The following is a 16,792-nucleotide window of genomic DNA, read 5'->3' as shown; positions in this document are numbered from 1 at the left end:
GAGCCACGCAAAATCCCGTTTCAGAGCGAAATGGGCAGTGACTTTTTCGCATCAGCCCAAATGAAAATTTTTCACGCCGACAGGATCAGAGCGGGTTGCCGCCTTCATCGCGCAGCACTTCGCGGCGGCCGACATGGTTGGGCGGACCCACCAGGCCCTGTTCCTCCATCTGCTCGATCAGGCGGGCGGCGCTGTTGTAACCGATGCGCAACTGGCGCTGGAGCCAGCTTGTCGAGGCCTTCTGATTCTCGAAAACGAGCTGGCAGGCCTTGCGGAAGAGCTGCGCATCGGGGCTGTCGTCGCCCAGGTCGACGCCGTCGAGCGCGAAGCTGCCCTCCTCCGGTTCCTCGGTGACGGCAGCGATATAGTCGGGCTGGCCCTGGGCGCGCCAGTGATCGGCCACCACACGCACCTCGTCGTCCGACACGAAGGGCCCATGGATGCGCATCAGGCCCTTGCCGCCATGCATGTAGAGCATGTCGCCCTTGCCCAGCAGCTGTTCGGCGCCCTGCTCACCCAGAATCGTGCGGCTGTCGATCTTCGACGTGACGAAGAAACTGATGCGGGTCGGCAGGTTCGCCTTGATCACGCCAGTGATGACGTCGACCGAGGGCCGCTGCGTCGCCAGGATCAGGTGGATCCCCGCAGCGCGCGCCTTCTGGGCAAGCCGCTGGATCAGGAATTCGACTTCCTTGCCCGCCGTCATCATCAGGTCGGCCAGCTCGTCCACCACCACAACGATCTGCGGCAGCGGCTGGAAATCGAGCTGCTCCTCCTCATAGATCGGCTTGCCGGTTTCGGGATCATAGCCGGTCTGCACGCGGCGCCCCAAGGGCTTGCCCTTCGCCTTCGCGGCGCGGACCTTCTCGTTATAATTGGCGAGGTTGCGGACGGAAATCGACGCCATCATGCGATAACGGTCCTCCATCTGCTCCACCGCCCATTTCAATGCGCGGATCGCCTTGGCCGGTTCGGTGACGACCGGCGAGAGCAGGTGCGGAATGTCGTCATAGGTCGACAGTTCCAGCATCTTCGGGTCGATCATGATCAGGCGCAGCTGGTCCGGCGTCATGCGATAAAGCAACGACAGGATCATGGCGTTGAGACCCACCGACTTGCCCGAACCCGTCGTACCGGCGATCAGCAGATGCGGCATAGGCGCCAGGTCGGCGATGATCGGTTCGCCCGAGATATTCTTGCCCAGGATGATCGGCAGGGTCGCTTCCTGCCCGAACTGCTCGCTGGTGATGAGTTCGCGGAAAGACACGCCTTCCCGGTTCGCGTTGGGCAGTTCGATGCCGATCACCGTGCGGCCCGGAATCGTCGCCACGCGGGCGGACAGCGCCGACATGTTGCGGGCGATATCGTCGGCCAGCGCGATCACGCGGCTCGCCTTGATGCCCGGCGCGGGTTCCAGTTCGTACATGGTGACGACCGGGCCGGGGCGGACCTCGACGATATTGCCCTTCACATGGAAGTCGTCGAGCACGCTCTCCAGCAGGCGCGCATTGCGCTCCAGAGCGGCCTTGTCGATCTTCGCGCCCTGGCTCGCCGGAATCGGATTGAGCAGGTCGGGGGAAGGCAGGGAACTGTTGCCGAACAGATCGTCCTGGCTGACCGGCGCCATGCTCCGCTGCACCGGAGCGGGCTTGGGCGTCTGGATATTGATCGGTGGCTTGGGCTCGTTGGAGACGGTCTTGCGCGGCGCGGCGACACGCTCGAACAGCTCATCCTCTTCATCCGCATCGACCACCGGCGCGGGAACCGCCAGTGCGAAAGCCGGTCGGGGCAGAGACAGACGGGGCAGCGAAGGCCTGCGCAACGCGATGATCGGCTTTTCCAGGGCGAGGCTGCGATACCAGCAGACCGCGCCCGCAATCAGCGTCAGCACGACCAATATGCCCGTGATCCATCCCTGCGCGGCGGGAGCCTGTGTGGTCAGGCTCATGACTCCCCTTGCCGTCACCAGTGCGATGATGCCGCCCCATCCGGCGGGCAGACCGACCAGCGGATTGATCTGGAACAGCGCCAGGGCTATGCCGACGAACACGATGCCGGCAAAACATTTGCCGAACTGCGCCTTCCACCCGCTCATGTCCTGATCGCCCCACAGCCGCCGCGCCGTGATGGCCATCAGCGGCAGCACCAGCGCCACCGGCACGCCCAGCAGCCAGAGCAGGAAATCGGCCACCCAGGCGCCAGGGGCCTGCATGATATTCTGCACCTGCTCGCCCGCCACCGTGTTCATCGACGGATCGCTCGGCTGATAGCTGAGCAGCGCCAGGGCCAGGAACAGGGTCGCGAGGATCAGCGCGATCGATCCGATCAGCGCGCCGCTGCGGATCAGGCTGCGTTTCAGCATTTCGCGCCATTCCGGCGTGCGTTTGGCTCCACGGCCGACAGCCATGCCTTTCTTGTCCCCCAAATGTTCCGGTCCGGCACAATGCGCCGGGGAGGGAGTCCCCGTCAAGAGTCCGCCCCCTCGGCTCGTCCCACCGGCTCCGTAACATTCCTTATGTCGATGTGGCGCAGGACCGCGCAAAAGCGGTGGAACAAGGAGATTTCGCCATGATCGCCACCGTTTATCCCCTCCTCGTCATCGTCGCGCTTGGCGGCTTTACCGCCGTGTTGCTGGGCGTTAGCGTGCAGGATGCGCTGAAGCCAAGGCGCTGAGCGCCTCGCCGTCGACGCGCTGTACCGTCCATTCATCCATCGGCCGGGCGCCCAGCGAACGGTAGAAGGCGATGGACGGTTCGTTCCAGTCCAGCACCCACCATTCGAGCCGCGCGCAATCGCGCTCCAGCGCCAACTGCGCAAGGCGGGAAAGCAGCGCCTTGCCCGCGCCCAGGCCCCGCGCTTCGGGGATGACGAACAAATCCTCCAGATAAATTCCCGGCCGCCCCTCGAAGGTCGAGAAATTGTGGAAAAAAAGCGCAAAGCCGATGGCCTGGCCGTCATTTTCCGCGATCAGCACTTCGGCCATGGGACGCGGACCGAAGAGATATTTGTCCAGGCTGGCACGCTCCGCCTTCACCTCGTGGGACAATTTTTCATAGTCGGCCAAGGCAAGGATGAAACCGTGGATCGCTCCGATGTCGGAACGAACGGCCTCGCGGATGGTGACGGTCATGCTTTTCCTTTCAGGCCATCGACGGTTCGACATGCGGCGGCCCGGCCGGTCCTGTGCGGGACGCGATCAGGCATCCGATCACGATCAGCAGCGCACCGATCATGGTCGTCGGCGTCAACCGATCGCCAAAGGCCAGCCAGCCGATGATCGCGGCCCAGACGAAGGCGGTATATTCCACCGGGATCAGGACCTGCGCCTCTGCCCGCGCATAGGCCCAGGCAAGCGCCGCCAGCGACGTGAAGGCAAGGATCGCCGCCAGAATGATCAGTGCCCATGACCCGCCGCCCGATACGACCGGCGTCCATCGGGCGATCACGGCGAAGAGAGCGAATACGGCAAGCATGACGATATGCTGGAAGAAGGCGACCTCTATGGGTGAAGCCAACTGCGCCTGTTGCCGTTGAAGAATGAGATTCCAGGCGAACAGCATTGCCGAAAGCAGCACCGCACCCGCCCCCATCAGGGCGTTCAGATCATAATCGCCCCGCATCCGTCCGGACAGGATCACGCCGACGCCGACCAGTCCGAGCATCGACGCGCCGATCGCCCGCCGTCCGATCCGCTCCTTGAGCAACAGCCCCGCGAGGTAGAGCGCGATGAGCGGCGCGATGAAGGACAGCGCTATGGCTTCGGCCAAAGGCAAGCGCATGATCGCCCAGAAGAACAGGCTCGCCATTGCCGCCACGACCAGGCCACGCAACAGATGCAGCCGCAGCACCGTTCGGTCCGGCCAACGCTGCCGGGTCAGCAGCATCAATGCCAGCCCCAGCACGCTACCCGCCACGGCGCGCCAGAACAGGGCGTTGAAAAGGCCGATGGAAAGGCTCAGTCCCTTCATCGCCGCATCCATCACGGAAAACAGCGTAACCCCCAGGCAACAGACCGCGAAGGGAAGAAGGACGGAGCGGGTCGCCATCATGGTGGAGGAAAGCGGCTTATTCCGCCGCTTCCGCCTTTCCCGCGTCGGTGGTTTCAGCCTCCAGCTTTGCCGCTTCGATCTCCGCCGCCTTGGCTTCCACGAGGCTGACGATATGGTCGATCATGCCTTCGTCCTGAATCGTATGATCGGTGAGGCCGGACAAATAGACCATATGCTTGCCCGCGCCGCCGCCCGTCAGGCCGATATCGGTTTCCCGCGCCTCACCGGGGCCGTTCACCACGCAGCCCAGCACGGACAGCGATAAGGGCGTGTGGATATGCTGGAGCCGTTCCTCCAGCGCCTGCACAGTTCGGATCACGTCGAAACCTTGACGCGCGCAACTGGGGCAGGAGATGACCTTGACCCCACGTGTCCGAATGCCGAGCGATTTCAGGATTTCATAGCCGACCCGCACTTCCTCTTCCGGTTCGGCGGAAAGGGAGACGCGGATGGTATCGCCGATCCCGGCCCAGAGCAGGTTGCCGATGCCGATCGCGCTCTTCACCGTGCCGCCGATCAGCCCGCCCGCCTCGGTGATGCCCAGGTGAAGCGGACAATCGACCGCTTCTGCCAACTGCATATAGGCGGCGACGGCCAGGAAGACGTCGCTCGCCTTCACCGCGACCTTATATTCATGGAAATCCTGGTCCTGGAGCAGCTTGATATGGTCGAGCGCGCTTTCCACCAGCGCCTCCGGACAAGGCTCACCATATTTTTCGAGCAGGTCCTTTTCGAGGGAGCCTGCATTGACGCCGATACGGATCGAACAGCCATTGGCCTTGGCCGCGTCGACCACTTCCTTCACCCGCGCCTCGCTGCCGATATTGCCGGGGTTGATGCGCAGGCAGGCGGCGCCCGCATCGGCGGCTTCCAGCGCGCGCTTATAATGGAAATGGATGTCGGCAACGATCGGCACGCGGGCGGCGCGGACGATCTGCTTGAGGGCTGCCGTGGATGCCTCGTCGGGACAGGAGACGCGGATAATGTCCACGCCCACTTCCTCGCAGCGACGGATCTGGTCGATCGTCGCCTTGACATCGTGGGTCGGCGTGTTGGTCATCGTCTGCACCGTGACCGGGGCGCCACCGCCCACGGGCACATCGCCGACCATGATCTGGCGGCATTGGCGGCGGGCGATGTCGCGCCAGGGACGCAGGCCGGGATTATGATCGGACATGAAAAAGGGGCTCCATGATGATGGAGCCCCTATAGGGATTAATGATGAAAGTTAGAAGCGCGAGCTGTTTTGCGTTTCAGCAAAGCCGAAACGAGCGGCACGGCTCCTTCATCAAAAACGGGCCGTCAGCGATGCCGCGACCTGATCCGCATTGCCGCTGGTCTGCGCCAAAGTGGTCGCCGTCACGGTCGCGGGCGTGGGATAATAGCTGTCCGGACGGATGATGTTCGCCTTTTCCACGAAGGTATGCGCGTAGCTGACGTTGAGCGCGAAGGCAGGCGAGATGTTGAAAGTCGCCCCGCCCGTCAGCCAGGCACGGTCGCCATCGGGCACGCGGGTCGTCAGATGCTGCGCATTGGTCGGCGTGCGGTCGAACATCGTGCCCGCGCGCAGGGTCAGAGCGGGGCTGACATCATATTCGCCGCCCAGGCTGACGCTGTAGCTGTCCTTGTAATCCAGTTCCTTGTTGGAGGTGCCGGCGGCGGAGGTGATGGCGATGCCCTTGAACTTCGACCAATTATACCAGCGGCCGCTGATCATCGCGCGCAGGTTCGGGGTCAGGCGGTGCATGAACCCCACGGTGACGATATCGGGGAGGTCGAGCGGCGCCGAGGCATCCAGCGCGCTGTTGGCCGCGGCGATCGGACCCAGAAGCCCCGATATGGTTTGCGTGCCGGTCAGCTTGTGCTTGATGCCCGAACGGTAGGAGACGCCGACATTGGTGGCGCCGTTGGTATAGAACAGGCCTGCGTTCCAGCCGACCGACCAGTCATCGCCCTTCAGCCGCGCGAAACCGTCGGCCGGGGCCAGGGGCGAAAGCTGGGGCAGGGCGTTGGTCAGCGTCGCCTTCACATATTGCACGTCGACGCCGCCGCCGATCGAGAAATTGTCGTTGAGCTTATACGCGGCGCTGGACTGGATATTATAGGTTTTGAGATTGGTGTAGAGCGAGTCATAGCGGCCGAAGAAGCCGTCGTCATATTTCAGCTTCAGACCGAAGGGGGCGTTGACCCCCACGCCCAGCCACAGGCGGTCGGTGACCTGGCCCGTCACATAGAAGCTGGGAATGGGAATGACCTTTTCGAACGGATTGCCGCCGTCATTGCCCGTTACGGGCACCTTCACCCCCGGCAGCGTCGGCACGGTGCGATTGGTGCCGCGATTGGTCTGATGCGCGGAAGCCATGAGGGCGCTGCCACCGATCGAGGTCTGGATGCCTGACAGGTTGGTCATCGCGGCGGGATTGAAGAAGATGGCCGACGGATCGTCCGCCGCGGCACCCGCGCCCGCCAGCGCACGGCCGGTTTCTATCGCGGATTGTTCCTGAAGGTAGAAGCCACCCGCCAGGGCGGGAGCGGGCAGCGCCAACACGCCGGTTAGCAAAAGACTGGCAATGATCGGACGGCGCAATGGCATGACAATTCCTCTCCTGAGTGCGACCTGTGGCATGAACTCCTACCGTGAAACGGCCCCTGAAAGCCCTGCCTGTATAAGCAATATGATTAAATTAACGTTCGAAAAGCCCTAATTTTCGCGCCTTCGCGCTTTACCTTCCTCCTGTTGCGGGAAGGACGCTACGGCAGGAAGCGCAATTGGCCGATCCTGGCAGGGCAAAAAAAAGCCGCCCAGAGGACGGCTTGAAAGTTTTAGGAGAGGATGCCTGAAAGGCCCGTCCCTTTTGCGGTGCAGCGGGAATTACCGCAAATGCGAAAAACGAAGAGCTGGTTGCATTTCATGCAATCGTCATCCCTTTGCCCGCTTTTCGTAACGGAATTCCTGCCTTCATTCATGTGCGATGGCGTCATTTTTGCCCATGGAATGTCGATCGGGGCCCTGAAACGCGCGAATCACACCCGAATCGGCCAATTGCGAATCGATTTCGGCAATCAAGCGCGTCAGGCCCGCTTCCGTTGCTGACTCAGCCCTCGCCACCAGCACATCCTGCGTATTGGATGCGCGCAGCAGCCACCAGCCATCGACAGTGCTTACCCGAAGCCCATCGGTTTCATCGACCTCTGCGCCGACCCTGTGCAAACGATCGCGCACTTCCTCCACCACCGCGAACTTGCGGCTTTCATCCACCGGGAAACGGATTTCAGGCGTGTTGATGAGCGCAGGCATGGCATCGTGCAGCGCCGCAAGGCTCCGCCCGAGCCGCGTGAGGCCCCGGATGAGGCGCACTGCGGCGTAGAGCCCGTCGTCATAGCCGTAATAATCGTCCGCGAAGAAGACATGGCCGGTCATTTCGCCACCCAGGGGAGCGGCAACTTGCTTCATTCTGGACTTGATGAGGCTGTGGCCCGTCTTCCACATCAGCGGCCGTCCTCCCAGTTCGGCAATGCGGTCGAACAACGCCTGGCTGCTCTTCACATCCGCGACGATCGGGGCGTTCGGACGGTCCTTCAGCACCAGTTCGGCGAAGATGCCCAGCAACTGATCGCCCCAGATCACCCGGCCCTTGCCGTCGATCACGCCGATCCGGTCGCCGTCGCCGTCGAAGGCTACTCCGAAATCGAGTTTCTTCGAGCGGACAAGCGCCTTGAGGTCAGCCAGATTGGCCTCGACAGTGGGATCGGGGTGATGATGGGGAAAATGTCCGTCTACATGGGTGAACAGCACATGATGCTCACCTGGAAGGAGCTTGACGAGCTTGTCGACAACAGGACCCGCGGCGCCATTGCCCGCATCCCACCCGATGCGCCAGGCGGCGCCGTCGAACCCCTCCACGAGCCGCGCGGCATAGCGGTCCATGATCGTGACGGTTTCGACGGTGCCGGCGCCTTCGCTCCAGTCGCCCGCCGCGGCCATGGCGTCCATTTCCAGGATGTCCGGCCCAAAAAAAGCATTGTGCTGAAGCACCAGCTTGAAGCCGTTGTGATCGGCGGGATTATGGCTGCCGGTTATCTGAATGCCGCCGTCCACATCCAGGACCGCTTCGGCATAATAGAGCATGGGCGTTGGGCCGAGACCTATACGGACGACGTTCGTGCCGGAGTCCTGAAGCCCCTTCACGACCGCCTCTTCCAGCGCCGGCGAACTCAGCCGCCCGTCATAGCCGATCGCAATCCGTGATCCGCGCGCCGGGCTGATGCCCCTCCGCCTGACGATCGTGCCGAAGCTGCGGCCGACGGCATAGGCATCGGCTTCGGTCAGGGTCCGCCCGACCACCCCGCGCATGTCATATTCGCGCAGGAGCGTGGGATGGAAGCGGTGGGCCATGACATCCTCTCCCTTACACGATCAGTGGCGTTGCGACATGTCCTTGATCAGCAGGTCGCGGGCCGCATTGATCTGGGCGGCCAGCGCCTCCGTACCACCCTTGTCCGGATGAACCGAGGCGATCAGGCGGCGATGCGCGGCGCGCACCGCATGGGCGTCCGCATCCGGCCCGACGCCCAGCAGCTCGCGCGCGTCGATCACCGCCTGGGGGGAAAGGGGTTGCGGAGCCGGCTTGCCCGGTCCGGACCTTTTCCGGCCGGGCTGGCTTTTGGCGAAGAAGAACAGCGTAGCGCCCACCAGCAGCGGCGCGCCGATCAGCGGCTTGCCCTTGGCCGCCATAATCGCGCCGACCAGGGCCGTGCCCAGTGCCATGCCATCCCGTGCACTCATGCGTTGCAGTCGTCCCGTCCAGATAAGCCAGGCCGCAAGCCCGACCAAAGCCAAGGCAAGCAGACCCATCAGGCCGCGCCGAGCAGATCCAGCGGCGCCACTTCATCACGGGCGGGGAGGGCAAGGCCCGATACCATTTCCCGCAGTTCCTGCCGTGCCGCAATATGGCTGACACCCAGTTCACCCAGATGCCCCTTGTCGAGCAGGGTGAGCCCCGAGGGGAAGAGTTCGCGGAAGATCACGCGCTCCGACAGGCCCGGAATCACGCGGAATCCGACGCGGCGGGACAGTTCCATCAGCGCGTCGCCAACCCGCTTCTTGTTGCGGGCGTCATGATGCTGGACGCGATTGCGCAGCACCACCCAGTCGATGGTCACGCCGTCCGCCTTGGCGCGGGTCTTGCGGGCCTCGAAGATCAGCTCGGAATAGAAGGAGAGGCGCTTCACCTTGAAGCTTTCCGCATCCACCTGCCCGATCAGGTCGAAATCGACGAAACTGTCGTTCATCGGAGTCACCAGCGTATTGGCGCGGGCGGCCATGTGACGGGCATAATCATCATCGCGGCCGGGCGTATCGACCACCAGGAAATCCTTGCCCTGCGCCACGGCGGCGGCCTGTTCCTCCAGCGCCTCGACACTGTCGCCCTGGAACACCGCGAAGTCCGGAGTCGGCAGGTCGATGCCGCGCCGACGCGCGGTTTCGGCGCGGTTTTCCATATAGCGGGTGATGGTGCGCTGACGCGGGTCGAGGTCGATCATGCCGACGCGGTGACCCAGCACCGTCAATGCGATGGCTGTATGGACGGCGGTCGTGGACTTGCCGGTTCCGCCTTTCTCATTGGCGAAGACGATATGATGCGTTTGGGCGTTCGCCATCGGACCTTGATAACCCCGTTGATTGTCGCAATGTCAGTTGACCGTTCCAGCCGGCCGTGCCTTAGCAGGATGTACCCCTGTTGATGCCCTTATCGGAGCCACTCCCGTCGTGCAAACTCTCCGTGACCTGCCCTCTCTCCGTGCCGCCGTCGACGCGCTGAAAAATGACGGAAAGCCGCTGGCGCTGGTGCCCACCATGGGGGCGCTGCATGACGGGCATATGGCGCTGGTCGAGGAAGCGCGGCGCCATGCCCGGCATGTGGTCGTGTCGATCTTCGTCAATCCGCGCCAGTTCGGCGTGAACGAGGATCTGGATGCCTATCCTCGGCGCGAGGCCAAGGACGCGCAGATGCTGCAGGCAGCCGGAGTCGACATTCTCTGGGCGCCCACGGTCGAAGTCATGTATCCGGCCGGCTATGCCACCAACATCTCCGTGTCCGGCGTGACCGAAGGGTTGGACGGCGCAGCACGGCCAGGGCATTTCGACGGCGTGGCGACCGTGGTGACGAAATTGTTCAACCAGGTCCGTCCGGACGTCGCGCTGTTCGGCGAAAAGGATTATCAGCAGCTCGCCGTGATCCGGCAGATGGTCCGCGATCTGGACGTTCCGATCGAGATCGTCGGCGTGCCAACCCAGCGGGCGGAGGATGGCTTGGCGCTTTCCTCCCGCAATGCCTATCTGACCGAGGAAGAACGCAAGGATGCGCTGGCTCTGCCCCGCGCCCTGGGCGAAGCGGCGCGGCAGATGGAAAGGGGCGCCACCGTCGAAGCTGCCATCGCCAAGGCGATCGCGCTGCTGGCCGCGCATGGCTTCGACCCAATCGATTATGTGACGCTGTGCGACGCGGTGACTCTGGAACCGATGACGGTGCTGGACCGCCCGGCGAGGCTGCTGGGCGCGGCGAAGATCGGCAAGACGCGGCTGATCGACAATATTCCGGTCGATCCGGTCTGACGGCCCGTTATCCCGGCGGAAGCCGGAATGACGACCCTGTCAAAACGGCTTCACGATCACCGCGATCACGATCACCGCGGCGGCGATTCCGGGAATCTCGTTGAGCAGCCGCAACTGCTTCTCGCTCAGCGGCCGCAACCCCTTGGCCAGCTTCTTCGCATAGCCCGCAATCCAGCCATGATAGCCCGAAAGGCCCAGCACGAAGAGCAGCTTCAGGTGGAACCATCCGAAATGCCAGGCGCCGATCTCCACCATCAGCATAAGGCCGAACACCCAGACGAGGATGATCGACGGATTGAGGATGATCTTGAGCAGCCGCCGTTCACGGTCGATCCACTTCCGGTCCTCATCCGACCCGACCGGGCATTGCTGATGATAGACGAAGAAACGGGGCATCATGAACAGGCCCGCCATCAGGAAGATGACGAAGATGACATGCGCGGCCTTGACCCACAAATAGGCTGCTCCCAGATAAGGCATCGTTCAGTCTCCCGCTATGGCCGATCCCGGCGCACATAGCTAAGCAGCGCTTCGACATGATCAATGGGGGTGTCGGGCAATATGCCGTGCCCCAGGTTGAAGATATGTGGCCGTCCGGCGAAGGCCGAACGGATATTGTCGACGGCCTCTTCGACCGCCCTGCCGCCCGCGATCAGGGCCAGCGGATCGAGATTCCCCTGCACCGGGAGTCCCTTCGGCAACGCGCGATCGGCCCAGTGCGGGTCAACCGTTTCGTCGACGCCGATCGCATCCACGCCCGTCCCGGTCGCATAATCGGCCAGCTTCGCCCCCGCGCCCTTGGGAAAGCCGATCACCGGAATCTCCGGATGGATCGCCTTCAGCTTATCCACGATCCGCCGGTTGGGCTGGATCACCCAGCGCTCGAACTCCAGCGGCGCGAGGCTGCCCGCCCAGCTGTCGAAAAGCTGGACGGCCTCCACGCCGGCCTCGATCTGTCCGGAAAGATAGACGACGGTGGCGTCGATGATCGCATTGATGATCGCATCGAATTTTTCGGGATTCTGATAGGCGAGGCGGCGGGCCGCGCCCTGATCCTTGCTGCCCTGACCCGCGACCATATAGGTGGCGATGGTCCAGGGGCTGCCTGCGAAGCCCAGGAAGGTCACCTGTGGGTCCAGCGCGGCCTTGACCTGCCTGACCGTCTCATAGATCGCCTCATAGCGGCTGAAATCGGGTTTCAGGGCCGACAGGTCCGTCTCGGCCAGGATCGGCGCCAGGCGCGGGCCTTCCCCGGCCTCGAACCAGAGATGCTGGCCCATGGCATAAGGCACGATCAATATGTCGGAAAACAGGATCGCGCCGTCGAACCCGAACCGGCGCAGGGGTTGGAGAGTCACTTCCGCCGCCGCCGCACTGTCATAGACCAGTTCGAGGAATCCGCCCTTTTCGGCTCGCAACGCGCGATATTCGGGCAGATAACGGCCCGCCTGGCGCATCAACCACATCGGCGGCACCGCAGGACACGCGCCTTTGAGGACGGAAAGCAAGGGCTTGGGCGTCGGGCCGTTCGAAAGGCCGGCATCAGGTCCCGTCATAAACTCTCTTATATTTAGATTCAAAAAGGATGATGGAGATAGTGGGGCGGTTGGCAGCGGGGTTTATGCGCTGTGCCCGGATTTGCCAACAACTTGACTCCCTGCGGTGGCCGATTCCGGTCCGAGTCAGTCCGCTTATCCCCATTATCCACAGTCTGTGGATAGGAATTTCCGTCTGTTGGCCGGCTGTGGAGAAGATTTCTGGAATCGAGGATGGCGATAAGTGCCTGATTCTGCCCGCAAGCTATGCCTTGATTTATCCACAGCCTCCCCACAGAGATATGCTTCATGTCCCGTATCCATCTCCACCTGCTTTCCGACTCCACCGGCGAAACGCTGGAGAATATCGCCAAGGCGGCGATCGGCGCCTTCGAGAATGTCGAGGCGGTGCGCCATTTCTGGCCGATGGTGCGGTCGGACCTCCATCTCGACCGGATCATGGAGGAGATTGCCGCCAATCCGGGTCTGGTGCTGTTCACCCTCTCCAACCATCAGCTTCGCCGGCGGCTGGAAACGCGCTGCCGGGCGCTGGGCCTGCCCCATGTCGCGGCGCTCGACAGCGTGACCGATGCGCTGTCCAACATATTAGGGCAGGAAACCCGCAACCGTCCCGGCCGCAAGCACATACTCGACGAAGCCTATTTCGCCCGGATCGAGGCGATCCAGTTCACCATCGCCCATGACGATGGCGTGGGCCATGAAAATTGGGAGGAGGCCGATATCGTCCTGGCGGGCGTGTCGCGCGCGTCCAAGACGCCGACCTCCATCTACCTCGCCAATCGCGGGTACAAGACCGCCAATATCCCGCTGGTGATCCAGTCGCCGCCGCCGCGCGCCCTCTATTCGCTGAAGCATCCGATGGTGGTGGGCCTGACCGTCAGCCCGGAACGGCTGGTGCAGATCCGCCGCAACCGGCTGCTGTCCTTGAATCAGGCGCCGGAGACCAGCTATGTCGATCTGGAGAAGGTGCAGGAGGAACTGGCCTTCGCCCGGCGCATGTTCGCGGACAATGGCTGGCCGGTGATCGACATGACCCGCCGCTCGATCGAGGAAGCGGCGGCGGCCATCATCAACCTGTTCAACGACCGCGTGCTGGCGGAAGGAGCCTGAAATCATGATCGTGCTGGCATCGCAAAGCGCGAGCCGCCGGGCGCTGCTGGAGGCGGCGCAGGTGCCGTTCGAGGCGCTGTCGCCCGGCGTCGACGAGGAAGCGGCCAAGGAAGCGCTGCGTGCCGATGGATTGAATGCCCGGCAACTGGCCGATGCGCTGGCCGAGCTGAAGGCGTTGCGCGTGTCGCGACGGGTGCCGGGCGGGCTGGTGCTGGGTTGCGACCAGACTCTGAGCCTGGAGGACGGGACGATGATCGACAAGGCGCTCGACCGCGCCGATGCCGAGCGGATATTGAAACTGCTCTCGGGCGGGGTGCATCATCTGCACAGCGCGGCAGTGATCGCATTGAATGGCGAGCCGATCTGGCGGCATATCGAGCGCGTTCGCATGACGGTGCGGCCTTTGTCGGACGCTTTCATCGCCTCCTATCTCGACGCGGATTGGGAAGAATGCCGCTGGTGCGTCGGCTGTTACCGGATCGAGGGGGTAGGCGCGCAGCTCTTCGCGAAGGTGGAAGGCAGTCAGTTCGCGATTCAGGGCCTTCCGCTGCTGCCTTTGCTTGACTTTCTGCGCGTCCGGGGCGTTCTGGCGTCATGACCGACAAGCTCCCTTATGCCGAAGTGATCGGTGATCCGATCGAACACAGCAAATCGCCGATGATCCACAATTTCTGGCTCGATGCGCTGGGGATAGAGGCGGAATATAAGAAGACCCATGTGACCAGCGAAGGCCTGCCCGTCTATTTCCTCGCCCGGCGGGCCGATCCCGACTGGCTGGGTTGCAATGTCACCATTCCGCATAAGATTGCGGTGATGGACTATACCGACGATCCTGGCGGCGTGCGCGAGCGGATCGGGGCGATGAACACCATCGCGAGCGAAACGGGCGGACCGCTGATCGGCACCAACACCGATGCGGGCGGATTCCTCCAGCCGCTGCTGCGCGACAAGTGGAAGGGGCAGAGCGCGGTGCTGGTCGGCGCGGGCGGTGCGGCGCGGGCGATCCTGTTCGCGTTGACCAGTCTGGGCGTGCCCGACATCACCGTCATGGCCCGCGACGCGGGGCGAGGGCAGGCGTTGCTCGACCGCGCAGGGGTCAAGGGCCGGGTGATCGGCATGACGGATGCGCTGCCCAAAGCCGACCTGCTGGTCAACACGAGTTCGCTCGGCATGGTGGGGCAACCGCTGCTGGACCTGGACCTCAAACCGCTGGCTGATGACGCGACCGTCTATGACATCGTCTATGCGCCGCTGGAGACGCAATTGCTCAAGACGGCGCGGACAAGGGGTCTCAGGACCCTCGATGGGCTGGAAATGCTGATCGGGCAGGCTGCCCTGGCCTTCGACATCTTCTTCGATGCCGAGGCGCCGCGCGAACGGGACGAAGAATTGCGCGCCTTGCTGCTCGCCGCCTGATATCCATGAAGATTATGGCATGAAGATCTACGGCCTCACCGGCTCCATCGGCATGGGCAAATCGGCCGTGGCCGCCATGTTGCGGCGCGAGGGCGTGCCTTTGTTCGACGCCGATGCCGAAGTGCACCGGTTGCAGGGGCCGGGCGGGGCGCTGCTGCCCGCCATAGAGGCCCGCTTTCCCGGCACCACCGGCCCCAAGGGTGTCGACCGTGGGAAGCTGGGCGCGGCGGTCTTCGGTCATCCGCAGGAACTGAAGGCTCTCGAAGCCATCGTTCATCCCGCCGTGCAACAGAGCCGCAAGGCATTTCTGCGCCGTCATCGGTCGCGAAAATTCGTCGTGCTGGACATTCCGCTGCTGTTCGAGACCCATGGCTATCGCAAGCTGGCGGGCGTCATCGTGGTGACGGCGCCCGCCTGGAAGCAGCGCAAGCGAGTCCTGGCCCGGCCGGGCATGACCGCGGCAAAATTCAGGCGGATTGTCCATCTGCAAATACCCGATGCTGAAAAGCGGCGGCGGGCGGACTATATCATCCACACGGGGACGACCTTCGCCGAGACGCGTTTCCAGGTACGCCGCTTGGTCGCTTGCCTTGGCGCAAAGAGAGTCCGATAAGGGAGGTCCGGTGAGGTTGGCCGGAAAGAGTCGTTGAAGAGGGCGATGCGCGAGATTATTTTCGACACCGAAACGACTGGTTTCGACCCTGCCTCAGGCGATCGCCTGGTCGAAATAGGGTGCATTGAACTCCTCAACCGGGTGCTAACGGGCCGTACCTTCCACGCTTATTATAATCCGCAAAGGGCGATGCCCGCGGCGGCAGAGGCCGTGCATGGGCTGTCCGACGGGTTCCTGAGGGACAAGCCGCTGTTTTCACATGGCGTCCAGGAATTGCTGGACTTTCTGGAGGACAGCCATCTGGTCGCACATAATGCGCGTTTCGACTTCGGCTTCCTCAATCATGAGTTGAAGCTGTGCAACCTGCCCGAAGTGTCGATGGACCGGATGATCGACACCGTCGCCATCGCCCGGCAGCTTCACCCCGGCGCCAAGCACAGCCTGGACGCGCTCTGCACCCGCTATGGCATCGACCGCAGCCATCGCATCAAGCATGGCGCGCTGCTCGACGCCGAATTGCTGGCCCAGCTTTACATCGAACTGACCGGCGGCCGTCAGATCGGCCTTGGTCTTGCACAGGAGGAAGAGAAACTCGTTGGTAATATGGAACTTGCGGCGGAAGCCGCGGTTCGCCCTGTTCGTCCCGTGCGCGTCTTTACGGCCAGCGCGGAGGAGCTGGAGAGGCACGCTGCGTTCGTCGCGACGCTGGACAAGCCGCTCTGGCTGGAGGAGGCCTGATTACAGCCATCCTTTCGGGGATGCACTGCCTTCAAGCCTCCATGCCGACCGGGGCGCCATCCCGGGCGGTCCGGCAAGAATAAGGAGAAGGCATATGGATATTCGTGTTTCCGGGCATCAGGTCGATACGGGTGACGCGCTCAAGGAGCATGTCTGGACCCGTCTGGAGGCCATGGCCGAGAAATATTTTTCCCGCGCGCTTTCCGCCCAGGTGACATTCCGGCCGGCCCCGCACGGCGCCTTCCATTGCGACATCGTCTGCCATGTCATGACCGGCCTGATCCTGAAAGGGGCGGGCGAGGCGCAGGAAGCCCATCCCGCCTTCGAACAGGCCGCCGAGCGCATCGAGAAGCAGTTGCGCCGCTATCTGCGCCGCCTGAAGGATCGCAGCGTGCAGGCCGCCGCTGCCGAATCCGGTCGTTCCAACGGTTTTGGCCCCGAAGAGCTGGATGGCGCGGGCTATACGATTTTCGCTTCCCTGGCCGATGAAGAGGAACCGGCCGATGCGCCCCTGATCGTGGCGGAAACCCGTGTCGACATTCCCGAAGCCAGCGTGTCGGACGCGGTCATGATGCTGGACCTGCGCAACACGAACGCGCTGCTGTTCGTCAACGCCGGGACAGCCGCCTACAACATGGTCTATCGCCGGCATGACGGCACCATTGGCTGGGTGGAACCCCGCCTGGGCTGATAG

At 63.2% G+C, this 16,792-nt stretch carries 17 protein-coding genes; 7 read left to right on the top strand and 10 right to left on the bottom strand.

What is annotated here, in order from left to right:
- Nucleotides 1-85 precede the first annotated feature (85 nt).
- The 8 genes from CAF53_RS07640 to CAF53_RS07605 form a co-directional block, all read right to left on the bottom strand.
- Nucleotides 86-2,407, bottom strand: a complete 2,322-nt coding sequence (locus CAF53_RS07640; RefSeq protein WP_100237733.1) for a DNA translocase FtsK 4TM domain-containing protein — start codon at nt 2,405-2,407, stop codon at nt 86-88.
- A gap of 231 nt (nt 2,408-2,638) precedes the next feature.
- Nucleotides 2,639-3,130 (bottom strand): GNAT family N-acetyltransferase, encoded by a 492-nt coding sequence (locus CAF53_RS07635; RefSeq protein WP_046762088.1) that lies wholly within the window; start codon nt 3,128-3,130, stop codon nt 2,639-2,641.
- Nucleotides 3,131-3,140: 10 nt separating this feature from the next.
- Complete coding sequence (locus CAF53_RS07630; protein WP_046762087.1) at nt 3,141-4,049, bottom strand: DMT family transporter; 909 nt, start codon at nt 4,047-4,049, stop codon at nt 3,141-3,143.
- Nucleotides 4,050-4,065: 16 nt separating this feature from the next.
- Nucleotides 4,066-5,226: a flavodoxin-dependent (E)-4-hydroxy-3-methylbut-2-enyl-diphosphate synthase gene (ispG, locus tag CAF53_RS07625; protein ID WP_046762086.1), complete on the bottom strand. Its 1,161-nt coding sequence runs from the start codon at nt 5,224-5,226 to the stop codon at nt 4,066-4,068.
- 111 nt (nt 5,227-5,337) lie between these two features.
- Nucleotides 5,338-6,642 carry an outer membrane protein transport protein gene (locus CAF53_RS07620; RefSeq protein WP_100237732.1) on the bottom strand — a complete coding sequence of 435 codons (1,305 nt, stop codon included), beginning with the start codon at nt 6,640-6,642 and terminating at the stop codon, nt 5,338-5,340.
- A gap of 366 nt (nt 6,643-7,008) precedes the next feature.
- Nucleotides 7,009-8,445: a phosphomannomutase/phosphoglucomutase gene (locus CAF53_RS07615; RefSeq protein ID WP_100237731.1), complete on the bottom strand. Its 1,437-nt coding sequence runs from the start codon at nt 8,443-8,445 to the stop codon at nt 7,009-7,011.
- A gap of 21 nt (nt 8,446-8,466) precedes the next feature.
- A complete protein-coding gene (locus CAF53_RS07610; protein ID WP_100237730.1) occupies nt 8,467-8,904 on the bottom strand; it encodes a molecular chaperone DnaJ in 438 nt (145 codons plus the stop codon).
- The gene (locus tag CAF53_RS07605) at nt 8,904-9,710 is read right to left on the bottom strand and encodes a division plane positioning ATPase MipZ (RefSeq protein WP_046762082.1); all 807 of its coding nucleotides are present in this window, start codon (nt 9,708-9,710) and stop codon (nt 8,904-8,906) included. Before CAF53_RS07605 ends, CAF53_RS07610 begins: the two co-directional genes overlap by 1 nt.
- A gap of 109 nt (nt 9,711-9,819) precedes the next feature.
- Between CAF53_RS07605 and panC the strand changes: the two genes are divergently transcribed.
- Nucleotides 9,820-10,665 carry a pantoate--beta-alanine ligase gene (panC, locus tag CAF53_RS07600; protein WP_046762081.1) on the top strand — a complete coding sequence of 282 codons (846 nt, stop codon included), beginning with the start codon at nt 9,820-9,822 and terminating at the stop codon, nt 10,663-10,665.
- 39 nt (nt 10,666-10,704) lie between these two features.
- Here the strand turns inward: panC and CAF53_RS07595 are convergent, their stop codons facing one another.
- Both CAF53_RS07595 and hemE read right to left on the bottom strand, forming a co-directional pair.
- Nucleotides 10,705-11,145, bottom strand: coding sequence for a CopD family protein (locus tag CAF53_RS07595; RefSeq protein WP_046762080.1), 441 nt, complete (start codon nt 11,143-11,145; stop codon nt 10,705-10,707).
- Between the two features lie 14 nt (nt 11,146-11,159).
- Nucleotides 11,160-12,221 (bottom strand): uroporphyrinogen decarboxylase, encoded by a 1,062-nt coding sequence (hemE, locus tag CAF53_RS07590; RefSeq protein ID WP_100237729.1) that lies wholly within the window; start codon nt 12,219-12,221, stop codon nt 11,160-11,162.
- 288 nt (nt 12,222-12,509) lie between these two features.
- Here hemE and CAF53_RS07585 point away from each other — a divergent pair, with 288 nt between their 5' ends.
- The 6 genes from CAF53_RS07585 to raiA all read left to right on the top strand — a co-directional run bounded on the left by CAF53_RS07585 (nt 12,510) and on the right by raiA (nt 16,789).
- Entirely contained in the window at nt 12,510-13,331 is an 822-nt protein-coding gene (locus CAF53_RS07585) for a pyruvate, water dikinase regulatory protein (protein WP_046762078.1), read from the top strand.
- A 4-nt stretch (nt 13,332-13,335) separates the two neighbouring features.
- Nucleotides 13,336-13,929, top strand: a complete 594-nt coding sequence (locus CAF53_RS07580; RefSeq protein ID WP_046762077.1) for a nucleoside triphosphate pyrophosphatase — start codon at nt 13,336-13,338, stop codon at nt 13,927-13,929.
- Nucleotides 13,926-14,747, top strand: coding sequence for a shikimate dehydrogenase (gene aroE, locus CAF53_RS07575; protein ID WP_100237728.1), 822 nt, complete (start codon nt 13,926-13,928; stop codon nt 14,745-14,747). Before CAF53_RS07580 ends, aroE begins: the two co-directional genes overlap by 4 nt.
- Before the next feature lie 19 nt (nt 14,748-14,766).
- Complete coding sequence (gene coaE, locus CAF53_RS07570; protein WP_046762075.1) at nt 14,767-15,360, top strand: dephospho-CoA kinase; 594 nt, start codon at nt 14,767-14,769, stop codon at nt 15,358-15,360.
- Nucleotides 15,361-15,405: 45 nt separating this feature from the next.
- Entirely contained in the window at nt 15,406-16,098 is a 693-nt protein-coding gene (gene dnaQ / locus CAF53_RS07565) for a DNA polymerase III subunit epsilon (protein ID WP_100237727.1), read from the top strand.
- Nucleotides 16,099-16,192: 94 nt separating this feature from the next.
- Nucleotides 16,193-16,789: a ribosome-associated translation inhibitor RaiA gene (raiA, locus tag CAF53_RS07560; protein ID WP_046762073.1), complete on the top strand. Its 597-nt coding sequence runs from the start codon at nt 16,193-16,195 to the stop codon at nt 16,787-16,789.
- Nucleotides 16,790-16,792: the final 3 nt, after the last annotated feature.

The organism is Sphingobium sp. LB126, from assembly GCF_002795205.1.
Taxonomy (GTDB): Bacteria; Pseudomonadota; Alphaproteobacteria; order Sphingomonadales; family Sphingomonadaceae; genus Sphingobium; species Sphingobium chungbukense.
The sequence above is the reverse complement of the archived record's forward strand: the minus strand, read 5'-3'. Positions and strand labels throughout refer to the sequence as shown.

Coding starts and splice junctions, on each gene's coding strand:
- CAF53_RS07580 (WP_046762077.1), top strand. CDS start 13,336: ATGATCGTGCTGGCATCGCAAAGCGCGAGCCGCCGGGCGCTGCTGGAG.
- CAF53_RS07615 (WP_100237731.1), bottom strand. CDS start 8,445: ATGGCCCACCGCTTCCATCCCACGCTCCTGCGCGAATATGACATGCGC.
- CAF53_RS07640 (WP_100237733.1), bottom strand. CDS start 2,407: ATGGCTGTCGGCCGTGGAGCCAAACGCACGCCGGAATGGCGCGAAATG.
- aroE (WP_100237728.1), top strand. CDS start 13,926: ATGACCGACAAGCTCCCTTATGCCGAAGTGATCGGTGATCCGATCGAA.
- dnaQ (WP_100237727.1), top strand. CDS start 15,406: ATGCGCGAGATTATTTTCGACACCGAAACGACTGGTTTCGACCCTGCC.
- CAF53_RS07635 (WP_046762088.1), bottom strand. CDS start 3,130: ATGACCGTCACCATCCGCGAGGCCGTTCGTTCCGACATCGGAGCGATC.
- coaE (WP_046762075.1), top strand. CDS start 14,767: ATGAAGATCTACGGCCTCACCGGCTCCATCGGCATGGGCAAATCGGCC.
- hemE (WP_100237729.1), bottom strand. CDS start 12,221: ATGACGGGACCTGATGCCGGCCTTTCGAACGGCCCGACGCCCAAGCCC.
- CAF53_RS07595 (WP_046762080.1), bottom strand. CDS start 11,145: ATGCCTTATCTGGGAGCAGCCTATTTGTGGGTCAAGGCCGCGCATGTC.
- raiA (WP_046762073.1), top strand. CDS start 16,193: ATGGATATTCGTGTTTCCGGGCATCAGGTCGATACGGGTGACGCGCTC.
- ispG (WP_046762086.1), bottom strand. CDS start 5,226: ATGTCCGATCATAATCCCGGCCTGCGTCCCTGGCGCGACATCGCCCGC.
- CAF53_RS07630 (WP_046762087.1), bottom strand. CDS start 4,049: ATGATGGCGACCCGCTCCGTCCTTCTTCCCTTCGCGGTCTGTTGCCTG.
- CAF53_RS07585 (WP_046762078.1), top strand. CDS start 12,510: ATGTCCCGTATCCATCTCCACCTGCTTTCCGACTCCACCGGCGAAACG.
- CAF53_RS07620 (WP_100237732.1), bottom strand. CDS start 6,642: ATGCCATTGCGCCGTCCGATCATTGCCAGTCTTTTGCTAACCGGCGTG.
- CAF53_RS07610 (WP_100237730.1), bottom strand. CDS start 8,904: ATGGGTCTGCTTGCCTTGGCTTTGGTCGGGCTTGCGGCCTGGCTTATC.
- CAF53_RS07605 (WP_046762082.1), bottom strand. CDS start 9,710: ATGGCGAACGCCCAAACGCATCATATCGTCTTCGCCAATGAGAAAGGC.